The organism is Haloferax sulfurifontis ATCC BAA-897 (assembly GCF_000337835.1).
Lineage (GTDB): Archaea > Halobacteriota > Halobacteria > Halobacteriales > Haloferacaceae > Haloferax > Haloferax denitrificans.
The window spans coordinates 219871-242861 of record NZ_AOLM01000003.1; the positions used below are offsets into that span (position 1 = coordinate 219871).

General features: G+C 68.0%; 22 protein-coding genes. 7 read left to right on the plus strand and 15 right to left on the minus strand.

All coding sequences use genetic code 11. The features are described from left to right. Positions 1-27: 27 nt before the first annotated feature. Complete coding sequence (locus C441_RS02005; RefSeq protein ID WP_004968015.1) at positions 28-453, minus strand: EamA family transporter; 426 nt, start codon at positions 451-453, stop codon at positions 28-30. A gap of 197 nt (positions 454-650) precedes the next feature. On the opposite strand from C441_RS02005, the gene C441_RS02010 reads away from it, so the two are divergent. Beyond that, positions 651-848 (plus strand): DUF7501 family protein, encoded by a 198-nt coding sequence (locus tag C441_RS02010; protein WP_004063678.1) that lies wholly within the window; start codon positions 651-653, stop codon positions 846-848. A gap of 38 nt (positions 849-886) precedes the next feature. Here C441_RS02010 and C441_RS02015 read toward each other — a convergent pair whose 3' ends face one another. From C441_RS02015 to C441_RS02050, 8 genes are all read right to left on the minus strand, one after another. Beyond that, on the minus strand, positions 887-1333 hold the full coding sequence (locus tag C441_RS02015) for an ester cyclase (RefSeq protein ID WP_007273550.1): 447 nt from the start codon (positions 1331-1333) through the stop codon (positions 887-889). 125 nt (positions 1334-1458) lie between these two features. After that, positions 1459-2697, minus strand: a complete 1239-nt coding sequence (locus tag C441_RS02020) for an MFS transporter (protein ID WP_007273551.1) — start codon at positions 2695-2697, stop codon at positions 1459-1461. Between the two features lie 66 nt (positions 2698-2763). After that, positions 2764-3663, minus strand: a complete 900-nt coding sequence (locus C441_RS02025) for a DUF58 domain-containing protein (RefSeq protein ID WP_007273552.1) — start codon at positions 3661-3663, stop codon at positions 2764-2766. A 7-nt stretch (positions 3664-3670) separates the two neighbouring features. After that, complete coding sequence (locus tag C441_RS02030) at positions 3671-4687, minus strand: AAA family ATPase (RefSeq protein WP_007273553.1); 1017 nt, start codon at positions 4685-4687, stop codon at positions 3671-3673. After that, the gene (locus tag C441_RS02035) at positions 4680-5639 is read right to left on the minus strand and encodes a DUF7502 family protein (RefSeq protein ID WP_007273554.1); all 960 of its coding nucleotides are present in this window, start codon (positions 5637-5639) and stop codon (positions 4680-4682) included. Before C441_RS02035 ends, C441_RS02030 begins: the two co-directional genes overlap by 8 nt. Further along, positions 5632-6255: a uroporphyrinogen-III C-methyltransferase gene (locus C441_RS02040; RefSeq protein WP_007273555.1), complete on the minus strand. Its 624-nt coding sequence runs from the start codon at positions 6253-6255 to the stop codon at positions 5632-5634. Before C441_RS02040 ends, C441_RS02035 begins: the two co-directional genes overlap by 8 nt. Beyond that, positions 6252-8714, minus strand: a complete 2463-nt coding sequence (locus C441_RS02045; protein ID WP_007273556.1) for a VWA domain-containing protein — start codon at positions 8712-8714, stop codon at positions 6252-6254. Before C441_RS02045 ends, C441_RS02040 begins: the two co-directional genes overlap by 4 nt. Then, complete coding sequence (locus C441_RS02050; RefSeq protein ID WP_007273557.1) at positions 8714-10510, minus strand: vWA domain-containing protein; 1797 nt, start codon at positions 10508-10510, stop codon at positions 8714-8716. The genes C441_RS02045 and C441_RS02050 overlap by 1 nt, the downstream gene beginning before the upstream one ends. A 230-nt stretch (positions 10511-10740) precedes the next feature. On the opposite strand from C441_RS02050, the gene arcD reads away from it, so the two are divergent. Beyond that, the gene (gene arcD / locus C441_RS02055) at positions 10741-12198 is read left to right on the plus strand and encodes an arginine/ornithine antiporter ArcD (protein ID WP_049920366.1); all 1458 of its coding nucleotides are present in this window, start codon (positions 10741-10743) and stop codon (positions 12196-12198) included. A gap of 63 nt (positions 12199-12261) precedes the next feature. On the opposite strand, the gene C441_RS02060 is transcribed toward arcD, so the two are convergent. Together C441_RS02060 and C441_RS02065 are read right to left on the minus strand one after the other, a co-directional pair. Further along, on the minus strand, positions 12262-12909 hold the full coding sequence (locus tag C441_RS02060) for a PH domain-containing protein (protein WP_007273559.1): 648 nt from the start codon (positions 12907-12909) through the stop codon (positions 12262-12264). Further along, positions 12906-13574 (minus strand): PH domain-containing protein, encoded by a 669-nt coding sequence (locus tag C441_RS02065; protein ID WP_007273560.1) that lies wholly within the window; start codon positions 13572-13574, stop codon positions 12906-12908. Before C441_RS02065 ends, C441_RS02060 begins: the two co-directional genes overlap by 4 nt. Positions 13575-13710: 136 nt before the next feature. On the opposite strand from C441_RS02065, the gene C441_RS02070 reads away from it, so the two are divergent. The 5 genes from C441_RS02070 to C441_RS02090 all read left to right on the plus strand — a co-directional run bounded on the left by C441_RS02070 (position 13711) and on the right by C441_RS02090 (position 18905). Further along, positions 13711-14196 carry an Lrp/AsnC family transcriptional regulator gene (locus C441_RS02070; RefSeq protein WP_007273561.1) on the plus strand — a complete coding sequence of 162 codons (486 nt, stop codon included), beginning with the start codon at positions 13711-13713 and terminating at the stop codon, positions 14194-14196. Beyond that, positions 14193-15344: a pyridoxal phosphate-dependent aminotransferase gene (locus C441_RS02075; RefSeq protein WP_007273562.1), complete on the plus strand. Its 1152-nt coding sequence runs from the start codon at positions 14193-14195 to the stop codon at positions 15342-15344. Before C441_RS02070 ends, C441_RS02075 begins: the two co-directional genes overlap by 4 nt. 97 nt (positions 15345-15441) lie before the next feature. Continuing rightward, positions 15442-15867 (plus strand): universal stress protein, encoded by a 426-nt coding sequence (locus tag C441_RS02080; RefSeq protein ID WP_007273563.1) that lies wholly within the window; start codon positions 15442-15444, stop codon positions 15865-15867. Between the two features lie 153 nt (positions 15868-16020). Beyond that, on the plus strand, positions 16021-16737 hold the full coding sequence (locus C441_RS02085) for a DUF7504 family protein (RefSeq protein WP_007273564.1): 717 nt from the start codon (positions 16021-16023) through the stop codon (positions 16735-16737). A gap of 50 nt (positions 16738-16787) precedes the next feature. Then, positions 16788-18905, plus strand: coding sequence for a hypothetical protein (locus C441_RS02090; RefSeq protein WP_007273565.1), 2118 nt, complete (start codon positions 16788-16790; stop codon positions 18903-18905). Here the strand turns inward: C441_RS02090 and C441_RS19780 are convergent, their stop codons facing one another. From C441_RS19780 to guaB, 4 genes are all read right to left on the minus strand, one after another. Beyond that, positions 18906-19046: a DUF7503 family protein gene (locus C441_RS19780; RefSeq protein ID WP_007273566.1), complete on the minus strand. Its 141-nt coding sequence runs from the start codon at positions 19044-19046 to the stop codon at positions 18906-18908. It abuts the gene before it with no gap. Positions 19047-19243: 197 nt separating this feature from the next. Next, entirely contained in the window at positions 19244-19834 is a 591-nt protein-coding gene (locus C441_RS02095; protein ID WP_007273567.1) for a HalX domain-containing protein, read from the minus strand. Between the two features lie 153 nt (positions 19835-19987). After that, positions 19988-21076 (minus strand): TrmB family transcriptional regulator, encoded by a 1089-nt coding sequence (locus tag C441_RS02100; protein ID WP_007273568.1) that lies wholly within the window; start codon positions 21074-21076, stop codon positions 19988-19990. 174 nt (positions 21077-21250) lie between these two features. Continuing rightward, positions 21251-22747 carry an IMP dehydrogenase gene (gene guaB / locus C441_RS02105; protein ID WP_049920367.1) on the minus strand — a complete coding sequence of 499 codons (1497 nt, stop codon included), beginning with the start codon at positions 22745-22747 and terminating at the stop codon, positions 21251-21253. Between the last annotated feature and the right edge of the window lie 244 nt (positions 22748-22991).

Genomic DNA, 22991 nt, shown 5'->3' on the forward strand with positions numbered 1-22991 from the left:
CGGCGTCGGCGGCCCCGGGACGCCCGCTCAGTCGAGGGAGACGAGGGCGATTGCGAGGACCGCGAAGCCGATGCCGGCGACCTTGCGAACCGTCAGCGGCTCGCCGAGCGCGACGATGCCGACGACCGACGAGACCGCGAGGAACATCCCGAAGATTGGCGCGACCACGGAGACGGGACCGAGCGCGAGCGCCCGGTAGTACGCGAGGATGCCGACCGCGAGGCAGACACCGGCGGCGAGGACGTAGGGGAGGTTCGGGCTGACGACCGAGTCGGTGACGCGCTGGCCGGAGACGACGATGACCCCGGCCGTCGCCACGACGAGGACGCCGTTGGCGACCAACGCGGCCACGTCGCTCGGGATTTTGTCCTGGCCGGTCGTCGCCACTTTCATCAGCGGTGCGACGAGCGAGTAGGCCCCGAGCGCGACGACCGCCCACGAGATGTAGTTCACGGATAGAACGCGGCCCCGAGTCGTGTATAGGGTTACGATTCAGCGCCGAGTCGGCGCGAACGAGCCGTGATAACACGGAGACGGGCCAGTGAAACCAGATTTAGAATCGAGTACATGCCACTATCATGTATAGACAAACGAAAACCCATACAGCCACCAGCCAAATTTTTATCAAGTATTATCCCGTAATGGTGTGTATGTCCCAGGAAGTACAACCCTCGGTCATCGCGCACACGTGGGACGACCCGACTCGGTGTCCGTTCTGTCTCGACGAACTGGAGAGCGAAGGGGAGGGGTTCATGGACCACCTCGAAGAGAGCCCCATCTGTCAACAGGGGTTCGGCATGTGGCGCGACGCGGTCGCCGACGACGTCCGCGGCGAGTGGTCCGGATAGGCGGCCAAAAAACGGTTGTTTTTCGCGGTTCGGCCTGCTCACTCGGGAGCGACGCCGAGTTGCGACAGCATCGACATGATGTCGGTGCTGTTCCACTCCTCGACGCACAGGCCTCCCTCGTAGCGCGCCTGCACGATTCCCCACGTATCGAGTTTCCGGTGGGTCGCCGGGATGTCGCCGCGGGCGCTCCGAAGCGTCCCGTCGTGCGTGCCGGTCAGGCGGTACCGACCGTAGACGCTGTCGTCTCGCGCCGTCACGTCGAACAGTTCGACGTGGAAGTCGGAGAAGGCGTCGTGATACCGGCGCGCCCACTCTTCGACCGCGTCGGTGCCGATGAGCCCCTCGGGCTCCGAAAACGTGTGAACCTCGACCAGCGGGTCGTACTCCTCGTTGATAACCTCGTAGTCGCGTTTGTTCCACAGTTCGTCCGCCACGCGCATGAACGAGTCTCGGTGCTGTTGTTCTCTCTCGGATGTTGCCGACATTTCCACCACCGTTCGGAGAGACGGCCGACAGCGGCTTAGTTATGGATTCTTGCTCTCACGAACGTCGCCGGAGAAGGGAACCGAAGACCGGTCGCACCTGCCGGTCGCTCCGCGCGCAACCGCCCTCAGTCGCTCGGGGCCGCCTGCGGCCGCCGCGCCGACCCGTCGACCCGTCCGAGGAGCCACCGGGTCAGCCCGAACGAGAGCAGGCCGAGGACGGCGACGACGCCGAAGGTGACGCGGACGCCCGCGAGGTCGATGAGCGCCCCGAACGCCGGGGGCGCGACGGCCCCGCCGAGCGAGATGCCGATAGTGACGACGGCGAAGTTCTTCCCGAGGTCGGCGCGCTCGGAGAGGCGGTCGGCGAGCGTCGAGCGCGCGGGCCGCGAGACGCTGATGGTCCCGCTGAAGGGGAGAATCAACACGACGAGCGCGAGCGGGAGCGACCCGCTCGCGAGGAGCGTCGCCAGTCCGGCGAGCGCGGCGTAGCCGCCGAGGGCGACGGTGCCGGGGCCGACCCGGTCGGTGAGCGCGCCGCCGACGAGAATCGTCCCCGCGCCGACGACGAGCATCGCCGAGACGAGGAGGTTCGCCGTCCCCGGCGCGAGGCCGTAGCCGGCGGTGAGCAGTTGCGGCGCGTACGTCCGGATGCACCACGCGGCCGCCGAGGTGAGAAACGACAGGAGCGTGAGACCCATCAGCCCCGACGACGAGAGGAGCTCCGACGCGCCCCGCCGAATCCCCGCGAGCGTGGGGCGCGACGACGGGCGGTCCTCCGCCGCCGGCTTTCGGATTCGGTCGGGGAAGCCGCGGGCGACCGGGAGCGCGACGAGCGCGAACGCCGCGCCGAAGACGGCGATTCCCGCGACGGTCCACCGCCAGCCGAGGCCGAGCGCGCCGACGCCGGCGGCGATGGCGTACGAGACGGCGAAGCCGAGCGACCCGCCGAGCGCGTGGAGCGAGTACGCCCGCCCGCGGTTCGTCTCCGAGGAGGCGGTCGCCAAAAGCGGGTAGTGGGCGGGGTGGTGGCCCGCGATGCCGACGCCGAGAAGCGCCTGCGAGGCGAGGAGCCACGGGTACGAGGGCGCGAGCGCGGTGGCGACGATGCCCGCCGCGCCGAAGCCGAGCGAGATCGCGAGGACGAGCGTCCGGCTCCGCGCGTCGGAGAGGTAGCCGAAGGGGAGTTGCAGGAGCGTCACGACGCCGCCTTGGACGCCGATGGCGAGGCCGACGGCGGCGATACTCACACCGAAGTCGTCGGCGACGAGGCCGATAACGGGCGCGAGCGCGACCAGATACGCGTGGTTGACGACGTGCGAGCCGGCGACGAGGCCGACCACGCGGCGCTCCTGTGTCTCCGTCACACCGGTCAATGGGAGGTGATTCGTGAAAAGCCCGCCGTCCGCGGCGACGTTGGTCCTGCGTGTGGGTCAGCCGCCACCCCGGCCACCGCGGCGCTCGCCGCCGAGCCGCGCGCCGAGCCAGAGGTCGGCGAACGTGTCGAAGAAGTCCGCGCCGGTGTCGACGAGTTCGCGCTCGACGCCGAGCGCCTGACACCGCTCGTCCACCGCCGCGAGATGCGATTGGAGCCGGTCTGTGTACTGCCGCGCCGCCGACCCGCCGAAGTAGGTCCGCCGGGTCGCCTCGGACTCGGGGTCCTCGAAGATGGCGTCGCCCGTCGCCTCCGGGCCGAGTTCCTCCGAGGTGAGCACCTGTGCGACGAGCACGTCGTTTCGCGCGAGCGCGGCGAGGCCGGAAGCGACGTCGTCGGGGTCGAAAAGCAGGTCGCTCACGACGACCACGAGCGACCGCGAGTGGATGGTCTCGGCGTAGGTCGACAGCGCGGCCGTGATGTCGCCGTCGCCGCCGGGCGTCGTCTCGTTGAGCCGCTCGACGAGCCGGAGCACCTCGCCGCGGCTCGACGCGTCGGTGTCGATGCGGTCGGGTAAGTCGCCGAGGAGGGAAAACCGGAAGTCGTTGTTCTCCTCGGCCGTCAGGTGGCAGAAGCCGAGGCCGAGCTTCGCGCCGTACTCGAACTTGTTCGCGTCGCCCTCGCCGAAGTCCATCGACGCCGAGGCGTCGAGGAGGACGTGGACCGTCAGGTTCCGCTCGGCCTCGAACCGCTTTATGAACAGCTCTTCGGTCCGGGCGTACACCTTCCAGTCGATGAGCCGCGGATCGTCGCCGGCGGCGTACCGGCGGTGGTCGCTGAAGGTGAGCCCCTCGCCCACGTCCGGCGACTCCTGTTCGCCCTGCCGCCGGGCGTTCGAGACGCGCTTCAGCGAGGTGTCGAACCGGTCGAGTTCGTCGAGGAAGCCGGGGTCTATCATCGCTCGGTCACTCGTTCAACAGCCGCTGAATCACGTCGTCGGGGTCGAGTCCCTCGCGCTCCGCCCGGAAGTCGAGGATGATGCGGTGTCTGATGACCGGCGGGGCCATCTCGACGACGTCCTCCCACGAGACGTGGGTGCGCCCGTGGACGAACGCCCGCGCCTTCGCGGCGAGGACGAGCGCCATGCTCGCTCGCGGGCTCGCGCCGAACTCGACCTGCTCGTCCTCGCGGGTCTTGCGGACCAGTTCGATGGTCCGGTCGCGGATGTCGTCGGAGATGGGGACCTGCCGGACGAGCTGTTGGGCCGCAAGCAGGTGCGTTCGCGGCAGGACGCGCTCGACCTCGGGCGACGCCGCGCCCTCGGCGTACTGCTTGACGATGGTCCGCTCCTCGTCGAACTCGGGGTAGCCGACGAGAATCTTCATCAGGAAGCGGTCGGTCTGCGCCTCCGGGAGCGGGTAGGTGCCGCCCTGGTCGATGGGGTTCTGCGTGGCGAGGACGAAAAACGGGTCCGGAAGCTCGTAGGTCTCGCCCGCGGCGGTCACCTGCTTTTCCTGCATGGCTTCGAGGAGCGCGGCCTGCGTCTTCGGCGTCGCCCGGTTTATCTCGTCGGCGAGGACGACGTTGGCGAAGATGGGGCCGCGCTCGAACACGAAGTCCCGGCCCTCCGGCGTCTCGCGGATGATCTCGGTGCCGGTGATGTCCGAGGGCATCAGGTCGGGCGTGTTCTGCACGCGCGAGAACCCCAGGTCCGTCGCGTCCGAGAGGGCGCGAACCAGCGTCGTCTTCCCCAGTCCGGGGTTCGATTCGAGGAGCGCGTTGCCGTCGCAGAGGACGCAGACGAGCAGTCGTTCGACCACGTCGTGCTGGCCGATGATGCGCTTTCCGACCTCGTCTCTGACCGCGCCGACGCTCGCTTGGAGCTCCTCGATGCTGAGGTCGTCGTCTGTCGGGGCCGCGGCGTCGCCGTCGACCGCGGTCCGCTGTCCGTCGTCTCCGAGCCGGTCTGGGTTGTCACTCATCTTCGGTCTCTCGTATCTCTAAGGTGTAGTCGCGAATCAGGTCGGCCTCTTCGAGCGTGTCGTCGGCGAGGTAGCCGGCGCGCTGGCTCTCGACGGCGCTGTCGCCGCCGTAGCCGGTCGAGTCGTAGGCCGCGGCCGCCGACTCCGGCCCGTCTCCGTCGCCACTGCCGCCGGTCCCGGCGACGGTGGCGTTCAACTGCTCCGACCCGGCGGCCACGTCCTCGGGGTCGCCGAGGATGGAACTCCCGTTCTGGAGCCGCGTCTCCTCGTCGGAGAACTGGTCGGGGCGGTCGCCCGCGGACGCGGCGTCGCCGGCGAGCCCCTCGAACTGGATGTCCGAGATGGCGACCTGAATGCTCCCCGCCGAGAGGAGCAAGGCGACCACGAGCGCGCCGACGATGCGGCGGGTCGGAAGCAGTTCCACCGACGACGACTCCCGCAGGCGGGACAGCACGTCGTCGTAGAGCGCGGCCGACATGCGCGAGTCTCGGTTCGGGTTCCCGTCGTCGGCGACGAGGTCGCGGGCGGTCCGCAACGCCTCGGCGACCGACGGGTTCACCGCCTCGAACTGCTCGACCGGCGGCTCCCGCATCAGAATGAGGTACTCCGCGACGCCGACGAGGAGGCCCACCGCGAGGGCGAGCGGGACGGCGACGTGGACCGAGACGGCCGGGTCCACCCGCGGGAGGAAGCCGAGCGACACCGACGGCTCGACGGGCAACTCGACGACCCGGAACGCGACGTTCGCCAACAGCGTCGCCACCGCCGCGTCAACGACGCTGGAGACGGCGGCGGCCTTCGCGGCCTCGCGGCGAACCTCGCCCACGGCGTCGGCCATCGCCTCGCGGCGGGCGGTCCCCGCGTCGTCGGGCGACCCGCCCTCGTCAGCGGCGGCGTCGGCGGTATCGATATCGGCGTCGGCGTCGGCGTCGCCGGGAGTCGTTTCAGACACCGCTACACACCGCCGGTTCGTTGTCGGCTTGGTAGCCGGCACAGGCCTCTTGGAGGTCGAGCTCAAGTTCGCTGACTTGGCCTTCGAGGTCGGAGACCTCGGCCCGGAGCGACCCGATGCGGTCCTCCAGTCGGTCGTTCGTCGCTTCGAGCTCCTCGTTGTCCGCTTCGAGGTCGTCTATCTGGTTTTCGAGGCGGTTGCGCTGTTCTTCGAGGTCGTCGAGCGTCGCCGTGAGGTCGCTGATTCGGCTCCGGGCGTCTTCGAGGCTGTTTTCCGTCTCCTGAAGCTCGCCCCGCGTCGACGACAGTTCGCTCTGCGTCGACGACAGCTGTGACTCCGTGTCTTCGAGGCTGTTCGAGACCTGCGAGACGTCGCCGCGGGTGCGTTCGAGGCTGTTGTTCAGCTCCCGTAGCTCCGTCCGCGTCGCCGACAGGTCCTGTCGGGTCTCCGAAAGGTTCTCTTCGAGCGCCGCGTTTCGCTCGCGCAACTGCTCGTTCTGTTGGTCGAGCGAGTCGACCGAGTACTGGTAGAACATCGTCGCGCCGACGGTTCCGGCGGTGAGGAGGACGACGATGACGACGAGACCGAGGTTGAGGGACCGACCCAGCGCACTCATATCAAACCACCTTCACTTTGCGTTCGACCCCGATACACTTGAAGACGCCGGGCGAGCACCTCGGTGAGATACAGGAGGAACGCGGCGGCGACGAACGCGACCGCCCAGTCGTCGCGCACGGGCTGGACGCCGGCGGCGTTGTCGCGGGCGGATGCGGCGATTTCGTCGGCGTCGTTCGGGCCGTATATCGTCCCGCCGCTGTCGGAGACGGCGGCTTCGAGCGCGGCCGACCGGCCGAATCCCGCGTACTCGACGGGGTAGTTCACCGCGAAGGCGGTGTCGAGCACGTCTCGGTAGCCCGTCTCCGTGGGGACGACGGTCGCCTCGTAGACGCCGGGACTGACCGCCGAGAAGCTCAGTTCCTCGACGCCCCGCGGGCGCTCGCCGCCGCGGTAGACGACGGTCGTCGGCTGGTCGACGCGGGTGTCCGCCACCTCGGCGACGCCGGTCGCCTTCCGCTCCGGGTCGCCGATGACGTAGTTCGTGGTCTTCGTGAGCAGAAGCGAGTCGGGGCGCTGGAGCAGGCCGTCGAGCGTGCCGTCGCCCGCGTAGGCGGTGACGGTGGCGACGCGGCCGAGGCCGTAGCGCCACGAGGCGACCGCGGGGGTGCCGTCGTCGGCCGCGACGAGGAAGTTCGCGCCGCTCCTGACCGACACGTCGTTGACGCTGCCGGGGTTCGCGGTCAGCTCCACCCCGGCGGTGACGAAGTTGTTCTGGTCGACGACCGTGAGGCCGTCGCCGGCGTACTGGCGGTTCGACCCGCCGAAGAGGATGCGGAGCCGGTCGGTCTCGTCGGCTCTGAGGTAGTTCCCGCCGGACGCCCGCGCGATGGCCCGGAGGGTCCGTTCGTTCGGGCTCGGGCCGGTCCCGATGGCGATGACGCGGACCCCGTCGCGGCCGAGTTGGTCCGCGAGCGTCGCGGCGTCTTGGAACCGGTCGTGGCCGTCGCTGATGAGGATAATCGTCCCGCGCCTGTCGCCGAGTTGCTGGGCCGCGCCGTCGAGGCCGACGGCGATGTCGGTCGCGCCGCCGGACTGGAGCCGGCGGATGAGGTCGGCGGTCGACTCCCGGTTCGGCCCGAGCGGGCGGAGCGGTGCGACGTCGTAGGCGCGGTAGTTGAAGCCGACGATGCCGACTCGGTTCTCGTCGCCGAGCTGGTCGAGCGCGTCGAGCGCGACCGACTTCTGGACGCGCATGCCGCTTTCGGCGCTCCCCGAGACGTCGATGGCGAAGACGAGGTTCGTCTGCTGAGACGCGCCCTCGCCGGTCGTCACCGGGAGCATCGACGCGAGGCTCGACCCGTCGTACCCGCCGTTTTCGAACGAGTTGCGCCCGCCGACGGTCAGCAGGCCGCCGCCGTCGATGACGAACCGCTGGAGCGAGTCGGCGTTGCCCACGTCCTCGGCGCGGAGGTCCTGGAGGACGACGGCGTGGTACGACGAGAGGTCCGCGGGAACGGTCTCGGCGGTCTCCACGTCGTACAACTGCGAGAGGTAGTCGCGGAACGGGTAGTCGCCGCGGGAGACGTACAGCACCCGCGGCGGCTCGACCACGCGGACCGTCTTGCGGAACACGTCGTTCGTCTCGAAGCGGTCGTCGCCGGCGATGCGGGCGGTGACGCGGTGGGTTCCGGTCGTCTCGAACGTCCGCGTGAACTCGACGCCGTCGGTGGTGTTGACCGTCTCGCGGGCGACCTCCTCGCCGTCGATTTCCACGGCGAGTTCGACGGTCGCGGTCTCGACGTCGTCGGGGACGACCCCGTCGACCTGCGCGAGGAACGCGTTCTCGACGCCGACGCTGGTCTTCGACGGGCCGCTGACGGTGACGTACTGTTCGGTCTCGGTCGGTTCGACGCCGACCGCGCTCACCGTCGCGTTGAGGTCGCGGGCGAGCGTCGTCGCGGACGCGAGGCTCCGCCCCGAAGTGACCTGTCCGTCGGAGACGAGGACAACCGTCCCGTCCGGTCTGAGGTTGGCCGCGACGGCGTCGCCGATGGGCGACTCGTCGCCGCGGGCGACCGTCGAGGTCGTGACGGGGACGCCCTCGTTCTCGATGTCGGCCGCGAGTTGCGACGCCACGTCCTCGGTGACCGCCGCGCTGTCGGAGTCGTCGACGAGGAGCGTCACCTGCGGGTCGCCGTCGGTCATCCGGGTCGTGACGGTGTACGGCCCCGCGGCCGCGACGACCAACAGGAGGACGACGAGGAACCGGGATGCGAACAGGAGCCGCCGGGAGCGCCCGCCGGCGGTCCCGTCGGCCCCGCGGAAGATGAGCGCCCACGCGAGGAGCGCGGCCACCGGGAGCGCGACGAGGAACAGCGGGCGCTGGAGGCCGAAGGTCCGGCCCGCGGCCTCGGCCGTCCACGCGAGGGGCGTCGTCGCGGCGGCGGGAGCCGTGCCGGCGACGGCGACATCCGCCAGCGCGGTCAGCGCGGCCGACGCCGATCCGAGCGCCGCCATCAGAGGTCACCCCGCCGGCGCAGGTAGGCCAACTCGACCATCGTCGCCGCGAGCGCGACCAGCGCGGCCCACTCGGTCAGCGGGTCCGGGACCTCGCGCTCTTCGACCCGCGTCGGGTAGTCTCCGGGGGCCGACTCGCCGTCCAGCGGCGCGGCGGCCACGTCGGACTCGGCCTCGCTGAGGAGCGACGCCGCGAACCGCTCGTCGCCGACGCGGTAGAAGCCGGCGTCGCCGAGGCGGACCTCCGGGCCGGTCGCCTCGCCGGCGGGCGTCTCGACGGTCTGGTTCGCGCCCGCCGCGAGCGACCCGCCCGTCTCGCGGTTCAACTCCGAGAGCGTCGAGCGCCCGGCGAGGTAGAACACCGAGCGCTTCCAGAACACGGGGTACTGGTAGTTGTACTTGAACGCCGAACTGTCCTCCATGAAGCCGTAGTAGAGGACGCGACCGGCCCCGCGGCGCTCGACGGCGACGAGCGAGGTGCCGCCGGTCGTGTTCACGAGCGACTGGCCCGACCGGAGGTCGCCCGCGACGTACTCGGTCGGCGGCGGGAAGGTGATGTCGCGGGTAATCGGGTGGCTCTCGACGGTCCCGATGGTCGGGTTCGTCTCGACGCTCCCCTGCGAGACGAGGCGCAGGTCGCCGTAGTTCGGCGACTCCTCTTGGGCCTGAATCGCCACGCCGCCGCCGTCGGCGACGATTTCCCGGCCGGCCTCGACGTTGCCCGCGAGCAGGCGACCGGGGTTGACGTTGCTGTAGATGACGACGTCGTAGTTCGTCGAGACGGCCGTCGGCGGGTTGTCCACGGTCAGAGACACCTCGGGGATGACGGACAGCGCGGCCGTCAGATAGCGGTTCTCGTCGTTCGTGAGGACGAGCACGTCCACCGAGGCGTCCTCGGGGGCCGCGACGAACAGCGCGTCGTCGGTCGGGAAGGCGTCGCCCGGCGAGAGCGCGACGCGACCGCCGCCCGCGGGGACCGGGAGCGTCGCGGTCGCCACGTCGCCGGGGTCCATTCGGACCTCGCGAGTGGCTCCGCCGAGCGAGAGCGTCCGCGTGGCGGCCGACTCGCCGTAGTTCTTCACCGTCACGGTGACGTTCGCGCCGGAGAAGCGCCGGTCGACGATGCCGACGTTGCCCCGTCCGCCGCCCGCGAACTGCTGGAGTTGGACGACGAGGCCGCGGGCGCGGGCCTCGCGGACCGCGTCGCTCCACGGCGAGTCGTCGGCGAAGTCGCTCAGAACGACGACGCGGGCGTCCTCGCCGGCGACGGAGGCGGCGGCGGTAATCGCGGAGCGGAGGTCGCCCGGCGCGTCGCTCGCTTGCAGGCCGTCGAGGGCGGCGCGGGCGTCGGGCGCGCTCCCCCGGCGAAGCACCACGTCCGCGTTCGCCCCCGCCGCGACGACCGACGTCGTGCCGGAGACCTCGTCTCGCGCCGCGGCGAGGGCGCTGTCGAATCGCGTCCCACCGCCGTCGCGGACGCCCATGCTCGCGCTCGTGTCCACGACGAGGACCGTCTCTTGGACGGTCTCCGACTCGGGGACCAGCACGTACGGCGTCGCCAGCGACCCGACGAGCGCGACGAGCGCGACCAGCTGGATGAGGAGGAGCAGGCTCCGAAGCAGGCGGTCGAAGATGGGGTTCGAGGCGTTTCGTCCGGCCGAGTCCGCGAGGAACCGGAAGGTCGGGAGCGTGCGCCGGACCGGCTCCGGCCGGAGCAGATAGAGGACGACGAGCGGGACCGCCCCCAAGAGGGCGACCAACCCGAGAGGGAACAAGAAGAACTCGGAGAGGGCCATGCCCGACCCGTGGTGCGCCTCCAGTATGGCTGTTTCCCTACTCGTTGACACGTTCCGCATTATCGACCTGTCCGAGTACGTGAACGATGGGGTCGCTCGCGCGGGTCGATTCCGGCGAGATATTATCGATAGTCATTATACTGTCAGCTAAAAGTACGGCATTGCATAACAATGCTCTTAAATCATAACACGACACAATTTTATGCTCTAAAGTTATTTGTCGAGCTACGATGGGAACTGATAGGTACACACCGCGGTCGTACGACGACATCGCTCCGGACCAGCGTCCGACGCTGAAACAGGCGCTCGTTCCGGTGCTCGGACTCGTCGCCTTCCTCGGCCTCGGGTCGGCGTGGCTGGGACTCGACCCGCACATCCCGCTCGTCTGGAGTATCGCGCTGGTCGGCCTCCTCGGCCGGTTCGTCTGGGGCTACACCTGGGAGGACCTCTACGAGGGCATCGAACGCAGTCTGTCGATGGGGCTACAGGCGATTCTCATCCTGTTTACCATCTACGGCGTCGTCTCGACGTGGGTCGCCGCGGGGACGATTCCGACGCTGATGTACTACGGTCTCGACCTGCTGTCGCCGCAGGTGTTCCTGCCCGCGACGGCGCTTCTCGTCGGCATCGCCACCTTCGCCATCGGCTCGTCGTGGACCGCGGTCGGCACGCTCGGCGTCGCCTTCATCGGCATCGGCTCGGGGCTCGGCGTCCCCGAACCGATGACGGCCGGCGCGATTCTCACCGGCGCGTACGCGGGCGACAAGCAGTCGCCTCTGTCGGACACGACGAACCTCGCGGCCGCCGTCACGAACACCGACCTCTACGACCACATCCGCGCGATGCGGAGCGGAACGGCCGTCGCGTTCGGCCTCTCGCTCGTCGGCTTCGTCGTCCTCAGCCTCGGAATCACCGGGACGATTCCGGCCGGTCAAATCGCCGATATTCAGACCGCGCTCGCCTCCTCGTACGACATCACGCTCCTCGCGTTCCTGCCGCTGGCGGTCACCTTCGGCCTCGCCGCGGCGGGCTACCCCGCGCTGACCGTCCTCCTCGCCGGCGCGTTCGCCGGCGCGTTCACGAGCGTCCTCGTGCAGGGCGCGTCGTTCGTCGCGGCGTGGCAGACGTTCATGAGCGGCACCGGGCCGGAGACCGGCTCCGAACTCGTCAACAGCCTGCTCGCCTCCGGCGGCGTCTCCGGCTCCGCGTGGACCATCGCCGTCGTCGTCGCGGCGCTCACCCTCGGCGGCCTGCTCGAACAGACGGGCGTGCTCGCGGTCCTCGCCCACCGCCTCCAGCGCGGGATTCGGAGCCCGCGCCTGCTCGTCGCCTCGACCGGCGTCTCGGCGATTCTGACCAACGCGCTCACCGCCCAGCAGTACATGAGCATCGTCGTCCCCGGCATGACGCTCCGCGACACCTACGACGAGTTCGGCCTCGACAGTTCGGACCTCTCGCAGGCCATCGAGTCCGCGGGGACGCCGACCGGCGCGCTCCTCCCGTGGCACGCCGGCGGCGCGTACATGGCCGGCGTCCTCGGCGTCTCGACGCTCCAGTACGCCCCGTACTACTTCTTCGGCTACCTCTCGCCGCTCGTGCTGTTCGCCTTCGTCCTCGCGGGCGTCGGCTTCTCGGGGAACAGCACGGCACGGCCCGGCCCCGCCGCTACCGCGTCTGACGACGACTGACGCGACGCGAAACCTTCCCTGCGTCGCGATACCGATACCGAACCGAAAACTATCGCTTTTCTACTATCGCTCTAGGGCCGCTCTGAGCGCCCGCACCTCGTCGCGAACGGCGGCCCACTGCTCGACCGTGCCGGGGAGTTCGTCGCCATCGCGGTCGTCGCGGCCCTCGATTCGGTCGCGCACGGCACCGGGGTCGTCCACGTCATCGAAGCGGATTGCGCCGCCGCCCGCGGCCTCGACCGCGACGGTCCCGTAGCCGAACAGCGACCCGGTGACGCCCTGCGAGAGCGCGCTGTTCTGGACGCGGTCGATGGAGACGCGCTGGACGCTCCGAGAGAGGACGCCCGTCTTCCGGTAGAGCGCCCTGTCGGTGACCACGTAGCGGGTGTTGGTGACGCGGAGGTACGACCACGCGGGCAAGAGAAAGCCGACGAGGCCCGCGACCGCGAGTTCGGGCACGCCGTTCGCGGCGGCCGCGACGGCCGCGACGACGACGATGGCGAGACCGACGACTGCGGCGGGGATGACGGTCTGTATCCGCGGCCGACCCTCCCAGCGGACGGCCTCGTCGTCGCCGCGGGCCAGCCAGTCGTCGACGGCCGCGACGGTCTCCGAGTCGGTCGCTGAGCCGGCCACCGAGTCGGTCGCGGCGCTCTCCGCGGCGGAGTCGTCCGGAGTCGAATCGACGGGTCCCGAATCGCCGCCCGTCATCGCTCGTCGGTCGTCGCGTCGAACTCGAAGTCGCTCGGTTCGATGGCGTCGGAGTCGGGGTCTGTGTCGGGTTCGTCGCCCGCTCGGTCGGTCGCGTCGTCGGTCACGTCGTCGGTCACGTCGTCGGGCACGTCGTCGGTCACGTCGTCGGGCACGTCGTCGCCCTCGACGGCCCGCCGAATCGCGCGGAGTTCCGTCAGGATGTCGTCGAGGACGGCCGCCTTCCCCTCCGCGTCGGTCTCCGGCCCGGAGCGGCGCTTGATTCGCTCGTTGACGAGCGTCTGGAGCGACTGCGGGTCGGCGACGTTCCCGAAGCTCATCTCGATGCCGCTTCCGCCGGCGGTGCTGATGTTGACGGAGCCGTAGCCGAACTGCGCGCCGAGGAACGTCTGGCTGTAGGAGGTGTCCTGCACCTTGTCGAACTCGATGCGCTGGACGCTCCGGGAGAGGACGCCCGACTTCCGGTAGAGCGCGTCGGAGGTGACGACGTAGTTCGTGTTCTTGTGTGAGAGGTACGACCCGACGAGGAGCGGAATGCCCACGAGGACGAGCGACAGCGGGACGCCGACGATGAAGGAGGGCACGAGGCTGTAGGGATGCGGGGTGTCGGCCCAGAGGACCGCTTCGTCGTCGTCGAGGGTGAGCCAATCGAACTCGGTGTCCATGGCGGACAGGTTTCCGCCGGCGGTGGAATAGTGTTCCGCCGGAGGGGACCGCCATCCTTGGTCCACGGTACCGCCTAACACGACAATTCCGCCCGGTTGGGCAAACCATTTTACGGATGCCTGCAACGGACTGTCCATGGACAAGCAGTCACTGCTCGACTTGCTGCGTCACGACGCTCGCGAGAGCGTAGATGACATCGCCCGCCAACTGGGCGCAGACGCCGAAGCAGTGGCAGCAGCGCTCGAGGAACTCGAAGACGACGGGGTCATCCGCGGCTACCAGGCGGTCGTCGACTGGAACAACGTCGAGGAGGAACGCGTCCGCGCGCAGGTCGAAGTCGACGTCGAACTCGACCGCGAGACGGGCTACGAGGAGATCGCCCGCCGCATCGCGCGGTTCCCCGAGGTCGCCACGCTCAGACTCGTCTCCGGCGACTACGACTTCTTCATCGAGGTCGAAGGCGAGTCGATGCACGCCGTCTCGAACTTCGTCTCCGAGCGCATCGCCCCCATCCCCGAGGTCACGAAGACGGTCACGCACTTCGTGATGGACTCCTACAAGGAGGAGGGCATCGAACTCGGCGACGGCGACGACGACGACCGGCTGTCAGTGTCGCCATGACGCTCGGCGACCAGCTTTCGGACCGCGTCAAACAGGTGCCGCCGTCGGGCATTCGGAAGTTCTTCGAACTCGCCGAGGAGGTCGACGACGTCATCTCCCTCGGCGTCGGCGAGCCCGACTTCTCCGCGCCGTGGGCCGCCCGGACCGCCGCCATCGACTCGCTCGAACGCGGCAAGACCTCCTACACGTCGAACCGCGGGATGCGCGAACTCCGCGAGGCCATCTCGGAGCGCGTCACCCGCTACGGCCAGGAGTACGACCCCGAAGACGAGATTATCGTCACGACGGGCGCGAGCGAGGCCGTCGACCTCGCGTTCCGGGCGTTCGTCGACCCCGGCGACGTGGTGGCGATACCCCAGCCGTCGTACATCTCGTACACGCCGGGAGCCATCTTCGCCGGGGGCGAGCCGCTTCCGGTCCCCACCCGCGCCGAAGACGAGTTCACGCTCACGCCCGAGGCGCTCGAAGCCGCCGGGGCCGACGAGGCCGACGTGCTGGTGCTCTGCTACCCGAACAACCCGACCGGCGCGGTGATGACCGACGACGAACTCGCCGACGTGGCCTCGTTCGTCAGGGACCACGACCTCGTCGTGCTCTCCGACGAAATCTACTCGGACCTCCGGTACGAGGACGACCACGCCTCCATCGCCACCCACCCCGGGATGCGAGAGCGGACCATCGTGTTCAACGGCTTCTCGAAGGCCTACGCGATGACCGGCCTGCGCCTCGGCTACGCCATGGGGCCGCCGGGGGCTATCGACGCGATGAACAAGGTCCACCAGTACGCGATGCTGTCGGCGCCCACGACGGCGCAGTACGCGGCCATCGAGGCGCTCCGGTCGTGCGACGACTCCGTCGAGGAGATGCGCCGCGAGTACGACCGCCGCCGCCGGTTCGTCCTCGCCCGCTTCGAGGAGATGGGACTCGACTGCTTCGAGGCGAAAGGCGCGTTCTACGTCTTCCCCGAGGCCCCCGACGGCGACGACGAGGCGTTCGCCGAGGGGCTCCTCGAAGAACAGAACGTCGCGCTCGTCCCCGGAAGCGTCTTCGGCGAGGGCGGCGCGGGCCACCTCCGCGTCTCCTACGCGACGGGGATGCGCGAACTCCGCGAGGCGATGGACCGCATCGAAGCGTACGTCAGCGACTGAGCCGACCGGGCGACACCCGCAACCCGCTTTTTTTCGAACGAGCGCCGCACCACGAGTATGCGAAGCATTCACACGGTTCGGGCGCGTACGTTCAGCGATGTACGACGAAATCCTGCTCCCCGTCGACGGGAGTCCGGCGGCCGAACGGGCGATGCCGCACGTGTTCGACCTCGCGGAGCGGTGCGACGCGACAGTCCACGTGCTGTTCGTCGTGAACACGACGCGCGACAACGCGGGTATCGTCGGCGGCACGGTCCTCGAAACGCTGGAGCAGGAGGGCAAACGCGCCGTCGACGAGGTCGTCGAGCGCGGCGAGCGCCGCGGTATCGAGACGGTCGGGGCCGTGCGTCGGGGCGCGCCGTACGACGTCATCCTCGACTACGCGACCGAACACGGCGTAGGGGTCATCGCGATGGCGACTCACGGCCGAACGGGCGTCGAGCGCGTCCTCCTCGGGAGCGTCACCGAGCGCGTCGTCCGCACCGCGCCGGTTCCCGTGTTGACGGTCCGCGCCGCCGAGTAGGCGGTCCGAAGCGGATACGTCGGCTCGACCGGGCGAACCGGTCGTTGACGCCGCCGGCTGGCGAAGTGTGTCATCGATTGTCATATACAGCGGTACATTTCGGGAGACCAACACGCAAAGTCTTATTAAATATCGTTTCGTCGTCCAAAACGAATGGTTTCGGGAGGTGACGCGGACACCGCCGTAACAGATGACACGTCGACGTTCCAACTCGGGTTGGACGACCTCAAACGACGGGGGAGCGCGCTCCTCGTCGTCGGGTCGGTTCCGACCGAGCTCTACTCGCGGGCGTCTAAGCAGATGCTCGGCGCTCCCGACGAGCCGCGGCGTCGTCTCTTGGTTCTCAACGACTCGACGCCGCTCGACGACCGGCTCGACGTCGACATCCAACGCACCACGGAGTGGACGCGCGTGGTTCGGTACGGGTCGCTCGAACGGAGCGCGGCGGCATCGCCGTCACCGTCGTCCGCCGTGCCGAGTGCGGTCGACGCGTGCGAGCGCCGAGTCAGCGGCGGTCTCGGCAAACTCGGCGCGGCACTCGCCAACGACGTGACCGAGTTCGACACGCTCGCCGGCGGGCTCTCTCCGGCCGAACTCCGCGTCGCGTTCGACTGTCTCCCGTCGCTCCTCTCGCGGTACGACCGAGACCGCGCGTTTCGGTTCCTCCACGTCATGACCACCCACATCCGCTCGCGAAACGGGATGGTCCACGTCTGGTCTCCCGGTGAGCGCGAAGGCGAGGTCAACCGACTGTTCGAGCCGCTTTTCGACGCCGTCGTCGAACTCGACGTCGAGGGTTCCGAGGCCCGTCAACGCTGGCATCTCCGGCAGAAGGACGTCTCGTCCGGCTGGTTCCCGTTGGAGTCGTGAACTTCTCACGACCAGTACGTTTTTCACCTTAATCGTGTCACGTAGACACAATGGAACCGACCGGGGAGGGCGAGCGGGCCGACGCGTCTTCGACGCTGGAAGTCGGCTTTTCGCTCCCTTCAGACGGGGCGGGGTTAGTCGTTCGGGACAACGTCGAACGCCACCAGTTCGTGCTCCGAACGCCGTCACCCGTCGACCCGGAACCGACAGATAGCAGTCGGTTCTCGCTTCCGACGGACGCCGCGGTTCGCATCGAGACCGGCCGCATCGGGCTGGCGGCGAACACGGTCGTCTGCGTCCGCGACGAGGCGGGGTCGATGCTCGCACAGGTCGACCAACAGGGGCGCGAGGAACTCGGGTCGGGAACCTACAGCATCGAACTCTTCGGCGCGGTCAAGACGTATCTCCGGGCCGACGGGCCGCTGACCGTCGACGCGCAACCGCTCGAAACCGTGCTCTCCTTCGAGGAGCCCCAGACGGTGTCCGTCGGCGCGCGGTCGTCTCACGAGAGTCCCGCGACGACGATTACGACGACCGACGACCCCCTCGACGTGATGGCGGCCGTCTCGGCGTTCAGCTCCGCGCTCAAGACCACGAGCGTCGAGCGGTCGTACCCGACGCTCCGGGGACATCCGCCGCTTCTCGAACTGGGCGACGAACTCGACGTCCCCGATGCTCTCGATGTCCCCGAGACCGGCGTCCGAATCGAACTCCCGCCGACGCTGAGCCACGTCTTCGTGGCGACGCCGCTGGCGTACTACCTCGGCGCGCGGCTCGTCCCCGGCGACTCGCCCCGACTCGTCACCGAAGGCGGGTTCGCCCACGACTTCGACGGCCCTCACGGCTTCGAGGAGGCGGTCGAACGCGCGCTCAAACGGACGTTCTTCCTCGACTGCGTCGTTCGAACGGAGGGAATCTACGACGTGCCGCTCCACGAGCGCCAGACCGTCGAGTCGCGGACGGACATCGACGTCGAGGGGTTGTACGACGCGTCGCTCGGCGAACGGCTCTCGGCGTACTTCGAGATACCGTACGAGGACATCGCCGACCTGCTCCCGGAGTGGAAGCTGACGACGCACGTCGCGCCGCGGGCCGACAACATCGAGCTTCTCCCCTTCGTCACGAACGACCTCGCGGTCGTCCGGACGCCGTCGGGGACCGAAGTCCCCCACTCGGAGGTGCAGGCGGCGGTCGTCGACGACTTCCTCCGGGGCGACGCCGACGCCGACGACATCGTCAGGAGCGCAGGGACGACGACGCCGAGCGAGACGTACGTCAAACCCAGTTCGACCGACTCGGTCGAGCAGGCGTGGATTAGCGACGGGACGCCCGTCGGCGCGAGCAAGACCACGCCCGCCGCCTACCGGAATCGCCTCCAACGGGAGCCGGCGCAGGGCGACATCGGCATCACGGTCGTCTGTAACGACCCCGAGATGCTCGCCGAGACGGACATCGTCGACGAGGTGTACGGCTCGCGCGACGGGCTCTCGTTCGACGTCGACGCCCACTACGACCTCAGCAGGGCGGAGCTTCGGGCAACGCTCGCGGAGTCGACCGACTTCCTCCACTACATCGGCCACATCGACGACGACGGCTTCCAGTGTCGCGACGGCAAGGTCGACGCGGAGACGCTCGACACCGTCGGAACGGGGGCGTTTTTCCTCAACGCGTGTCAGTCGTACGACCAGGGGTTGGCGCTCGTCGAGGCCGGCGCAATCGGCGGCATCGTCACGTTCAGCGAGGTCATCAACAGTCAGGCGGTCGGCGTGGGGCGCACGCTGGCTCGACTCCTCAACGGGGGGTTCCCGCTACAGGCGTCGCTGGAGGTGGTCAAGGTCGACAGCGACGTGGCACACCAGTACGGCGTCGTCGGGGACGGTAGTCTCTCCGTGGTACAGTCTGAGAGCGGAGTCGCAGTCTACTGCGAAGTATCTGACAAACCGGGCGACCAGTTCGAAGTGTCGTATCACGCATTCAACACATCGAGGGCAGGAATCGGGTCGCTGATTAGGCCCGCCCTCACCGATAGTATGCCGTACTATCTCTCTTCTTCCGGCGTCTCGAATACGGACCTGACTGAGGACGAACTTCGGGACTTCCTCGCGTTAGAACAAATTCCGGTTATCTACGACGATGCCGTCTACTGGGACCGCGAGTTCCTTTCGTGATTACGGCCCGTAGATGACGCTGGTGTTTCCGGCCGCCACGCTTCCCGCCTGTGAGAGCAGGAGCGCGAGCGTGAACAGGACGCCCATCATCCGGGGGTTCTGACGCAGGTACGCGAGCATCTGGTTGCTGTCTTCCGACATGTGCACTTACCCCAAGGAGCGAGTCCAAAATACAATTTTTCGTGTATATCTGATATGAAATTAAATGAATTAAGTGACCGAGACCCGCAAGTAATCGTCAGTCAGACGAACGGTACCCGTCAGAGACGAGAACTGCCCGTCAGAGACGAACACGGAGAACAGAGAAAACGGTCGGCGTCCGAAACGGGCGGGTTCGTTCAGGAGCTGTCGATATCGGCTTCGCCGCCGATGTCCCGGTACACCGCGGAGATGCCTTCGGTCTCGTCGAGCTGGCCGAGCGTCTCGTCGAGCTCGCGCCGGAGCTCGGTCAGGCGGGCGGTGAGCCGCTGGTACTCCTCGTTTTCTTCGAGCGCCGCCTCGTCCTTTTCGGACTCCAACAGCGCCTTCTTCGATGCGAGGGAAAACAGGTCCTGGATACCCACGTCGTAAGCGTTTCGCAGGATGAGGTTCGAGACCGTCTCGGTCAGCGCTTCGCGCGAGACGGGCTTGACGAGGTAGTCGTCGAAGCCCATCGCGATGATGTCGAAGTCGGGTTCGACCGCGGTCACCATCGCGACGCGGCACTCGAAGCCACGGTCCCGAATCTCCGAGAGCGCCTCGTCGCCCGAGAGGTCGGGCATCCGACGGTCGAGGAGAACAACGTCAACCTCGTCGTCGAGCTTATCGAGCGCCTCGCGGCCGCCGTAGGCGACACGAACGCTGTAGTCGTTCCTAAGCCAGGTTGCGTACAGGTCGGCGAGGTCAGGCTCATCTTCAACGATGAGCACCAGTGGCTGTTCTGCGCTCATTGGTATTGTAGTGGTGTTCCGGGGACGCTCACGAAACTCAATGTCGTGCAGTGGTATATCAAAATACCTCTTGTCTAACGCCGTCCGAAACCGCGCTTGTGGGCACTAATTACCCCCCGGAGTTGTTATACATTCCGGCGAACCGAACAGATACTACCCGTCAGGCGTCCCCGAAATCGACTCGATAGTGATGCGGTTCGCCTCGACGTCTTCCAACACCGCACCCCACCCGCCGACGGTGTAGGTCTCGCCGTCGGCCTCGACGGTCAGACAGACCTGTCCCGCGAGTTCAGAAAACGACAGCGTGTCCGTCGGCGTAGAAACGGCCGTGTAGTACACGTCAGTCACCTCACCGGTGAACTCGATGGGGTCTCGACCGTCGGTCTCGTAGCCCTTGATGTGCGCGACGATTCGGTTCCCGTCGCGAACGAGCGGTTCCGCGTCCTGAACGAAGTGTCTGATATCGGAGTACACGATCGGCGGTTCGCCGGTCTGGGCGTCGTAGACGACGTCCCAGACCTCCCACAGCGCCGTCTGGAAGTACCAGTGGAAGACGTACGTGAGCGTGTAGTCGTCGACGAGGACGCCGTACTGGTTCACCGAGTTGTCGTGCGGCGCGAAACACGCGCCCGTCCGGTCGACGATGGCGACGAACGGCGTCGGCAGTGTCCGGTGTCTGACTTCCGTGGCGACCCCGCGGTACTCCCGCTGTGCGAGCGCTTCGAGGTCGTCGGTCCGCTCGGGGTGGAGCACGACCTTCACCAGCGCGCCGTTCTCGTACGCCTCCGAGAGCGCCGGCTTGAGCTCGTCGAACTGCTCGGGGGTGACGGACAGTTGGACCTCGCCATCGGCCTCCCGAATCATCTCTTCGGCCCGGTTGAACACCGTCTCGAAGCGCTTGACGATGCTCAGCATGTGGCGGTCGACCGCGGGCTGTTGCCAGCGCGCCTCGATTTCCTCCGCCGCCTCGTCCAGTTGGACGGCGCGGCTCTTGAGGTCCTCCATCACCGATTTCGGGTCGCACGCCCGCGCGTGGAGACTGTCCTGCTCGTAGGTCTCGATGTAGCCCTTCGATTCGAGGTCGCGGAGAACATCGTAGATGCGGGCGGTCGGTACGGCGCAGGCGTCGGCGAGTTCGGTCGCACTCGCCGCTCCGAGTTGGAGGAGCGCGACGTACGCCTCTGCCTGATACTGTGACAACCCGGCGTTCCGAAGTGCGGTGCGTAGCTCCGCGGTATCCATCGCTTGTGGATGGACGATGTACATCCCTATTAATTATCGCATGTCCTCGTCTCGCGGCCGTTCGGGAGTCACGCCGGGGGCGACGAACTCGAGCGGAGCGGACACGAGAGAGACGGGGAAATCGGAAACGGAAGAACCGAGAGACGAGAGAAACGACGGAGTCGCGAGAACGCGTTACTCGCTCGGGCTGTAGTTCGGCGCTTCGTCGGTAATCATCACGTCGTGGGGGTGGCCTTCGGTCTGGCCGGCAGACGAGACGCGGACGAAGCGAGCGCGCTCTTTGACCTCGGAGATAGTCTCCGCGCCGACGTAGCCCATACCGGACTGCATGCCGCCGACGAGCTGGTGGAGTTCGGACGCGAGCGAACCCTTGTACGGCGTCGCGGCCTCGACGCCCTCGGGGACGTACTCCTCGTCTTCGTTGTCCTCTTTGAGGTAGCGGTCGGCACCGCCGGACTGCATCGCGCCGACGGAGCCCATGCCGCGGTACTGCTTGTACTTCTTGCCGTTCATCGTGATGACGCGGCCGGGTGCCTCGTCGGTGCCGGCGAAGTAGGAGCCGAGCATGACGGCGTCGGCACCGGCGGCGACCGCCTTGATGGCGTCGCCGGAGTAGCGGATGCCGCCGTCGGCGATGACGGGGATGTCGTAGTCGGCGGCGACGTCGGCGACTTCCGCGACGGCCGAAATCTGGGGCATGCCGGAGCCGGAGACGACGCGGGTCGTACAGATGGAACCGGGGCCGATGCCGACCTTGATGCCGTCCGCGAAGTCGACGAGTTCGGCCGCGGCCTCGCGCGTGCCGACGTTCCCGACGACCACGTCCGCTTCCACGGACTCCTTGATTTCGCGGGCGGTGTCGATGACGTTGAGGTTGTGCGCGTGGGCGCAGTCGATGAAGATGACGTCGACGCCGGCGTCGTCGGCCATCTGCGCGCGCTCGTCGTCGAACGGGCCGACGGCGACGCCGCAGACGAGGCGGCCGTCGTCGTCGCGGGCGGCGTTCTCGTACTCGCGGCGCTGGAGAATACCCTGCATCGTGACGAGGCCGACGAGGTGGCTCTCGTCGTCGATGATGGGGACGCGCTCTATCTTGTGGTCGTACATGAGTTCGAGCGCGTCGCGGGCGGTCACGTCGCGCTCGGCCGTGATGACCTCGTCCGTCATGGCCTCGACGACCTCGTCGGACTCGCCGACTTCGAGGTACGGGCGGATGTCCGTGCCGGAGATGATGCCGAGGACCACGTCGTCGTCGTCGACGACGGGCGCGCCGGAGACGCCGGCGCGCTCCATCATCTCGTCGACCTCGCTTATCGTCTGGCCGGGGTTGGCCGTGACCACGTCTTCGCGGCGGATGACGAGTTCGTCGGCGCGCTTGACGCGCTCGATTTCGCGGACCATCTGCTCGGCGTTCATGTTGCGGTGGAGCACGCCGAGACCGCCCTCGCGGGCCATCCCCATAGCCATCCCGCTTTCGGTGACGGTGTCCATCGCCGCAGAAAGGATGGGAATGTTGAGTTCGACGTTCTTCGAGACGCGCGTCGAAACGTCGGCGTCGTCGGGTTCGACGCGACTCTCCATCGGGCGGAGCAGTACGTCGTCGAATGTGAGGGATTCGGGTACCCGTAGCTTCTCGGTGAAGGGTTCTCGGTCAGGAACGTCGTTCGCCATATCAAGCGTGGTTGCGGCGACGACAAAAGGGTTGCGAGACAGCACGGGCGTGTCGATGTATCGCAAACCACATCAGCGATATGTACACGTGTGTGCTTACGCGGTCGCCTCGCGCACACCTACACGACCGCCCCTCTCTCGGCGGGCGGGGTCGCAATCGGACGACGTGGTCGTCGCCGCATCGGGGGATTCCCTCGACACGACTGTCGAGACACTCGTCCCCTCGTCACGGTGTACCGAACCG

Bases quoted from the DNA above. Each gene is read 5' to 3' on its own strand.
- C441_RS02010 (WP_004063678.1), top strand. From the start codon at position 651: ATGTCCCAGGAAGTACAACCCTCGGTCATCGCGCACACGTGGGACGAC.
- C441_RS02015 (WP_007273550.1), bottom strand. From the start codon at position 1,333: ATGTCGGCAACATCCGAGAGAGAACAACAGCACCGAGACTCGTTCATG.
- C441_RS02025 (WP_007273552.1), bottom strand. From the start codon at position 3,663: ATGATAGACCCCGGCTTCCTCGACGAACTCGACCGGTTCGACACCTCG.
- C441_RS02030 (WP_007273553.1), bottom strand. From the start codon at position 4,687: ATGAGTGACAACCCAGACCGGCTCGGAGACGACGGACAGCGGACCGCG.
- C441_RS02040 (WP_007273555.1), bottom strand. From the start codon at position 6,255: ATGAGTGCGCTGGGTCGGTCCCTCAACCTCGGTCTCGTCGTCATCGTC.
- C441_RS02045 (WP_007273556.1), bottom strand. From the start codon at position 8,714: ATGGCGGCGCTCGGATCGGCGTCGGCCGCGCTGACCGCGCTGGCGGAT.
- C441_RS02050 (WP_007273557.1), bottom strand. From the start codon at position 10,510: ATGGCCCTCTCCGAGTTCTTCTTGTTCCCTCTCGGGTTGGTCGCCCTC.
- arcD (WP_049920366.1), top strand. From the start codon at position 10,741: ATGGGAACTGATAGGTACACACCGCGGTCGTACGACGACATCGCTCCG.
- C441_RS02060 (WP_007273559.1), bottom strand. From the start codon at position 12,909: ATGACGGGCGGCGATTCGGGACCCGTCGATTCGACTCCGGACGACTCC.
- C441_RS02065 (WP_007273560.1), bottom strand. From the start codon at position 13,574: ATGGACACCGAGTTCGATTGGCTCACCCTCGACGACGACGAAGCGGTC.
- C441_RS02070 (WP_007273561.1), top strand. From the start codon at position 13,711: ATGGACAAGCAGTCACTGCTCGACTTGCTGCGTCACGACGCTCGCGAG.
- C441_RS02075 (WP_007273562.1), top strand. From the start codon at position 14,193: ATGACGCTCGGCGACCAGCTTTCGGACCGCGTCAAACAGGTGCCGCCG.
- C441_RS02080 (WP_007273563.1), top strand. From the start codon at position 15,442: ATGTACGACGAAATCCTGCTCCCCGTCGACGGGAGTCCGGCGGCCGAA.
- C441_RS02085 (WP_007273564.1), top strand. From the start codon at position 16,021: ATGGTTTCGGGAGGTGACGCGGACACCGCCGTAACAGATGACACGTCG.
- C441_RS02090 (WP_007273565.1), top strand. From the start codon at position 16,788: ATGGAACCGACCGGGGAGGGCGAGCGGGCCGACGCGTCTTCGACGCTG.
- C441_RS19780 (WP_007273566.1), bottom strand. From the start codon at position 19,046: ATGTCGGAAGACAGCAACCAGATGCTCGCGTACCTGCGTCAGAACCCC.
- C441_RS02095 (WP_007273567.1), bottom strand. From the start codon at position 19,834: ATGAGCGCAGAACAGCCACTGGTGCTCATCGTTGAAGATGAGCCTGAC.
- C441_RS02100 (WP_007273568.1), bottom strand. From the start codon at position 21,076: ATGGATACCGCGGAGCTACGCACCGCACTTCGGAACGCCGGGTTGTCA.
- guaB (WP_049920367.1), bottom strand. From the start codon at position 22,747: ATGGCGAACGACGTTCCTGACCGAGAACCCTTCACCGAGAAGCTACGG.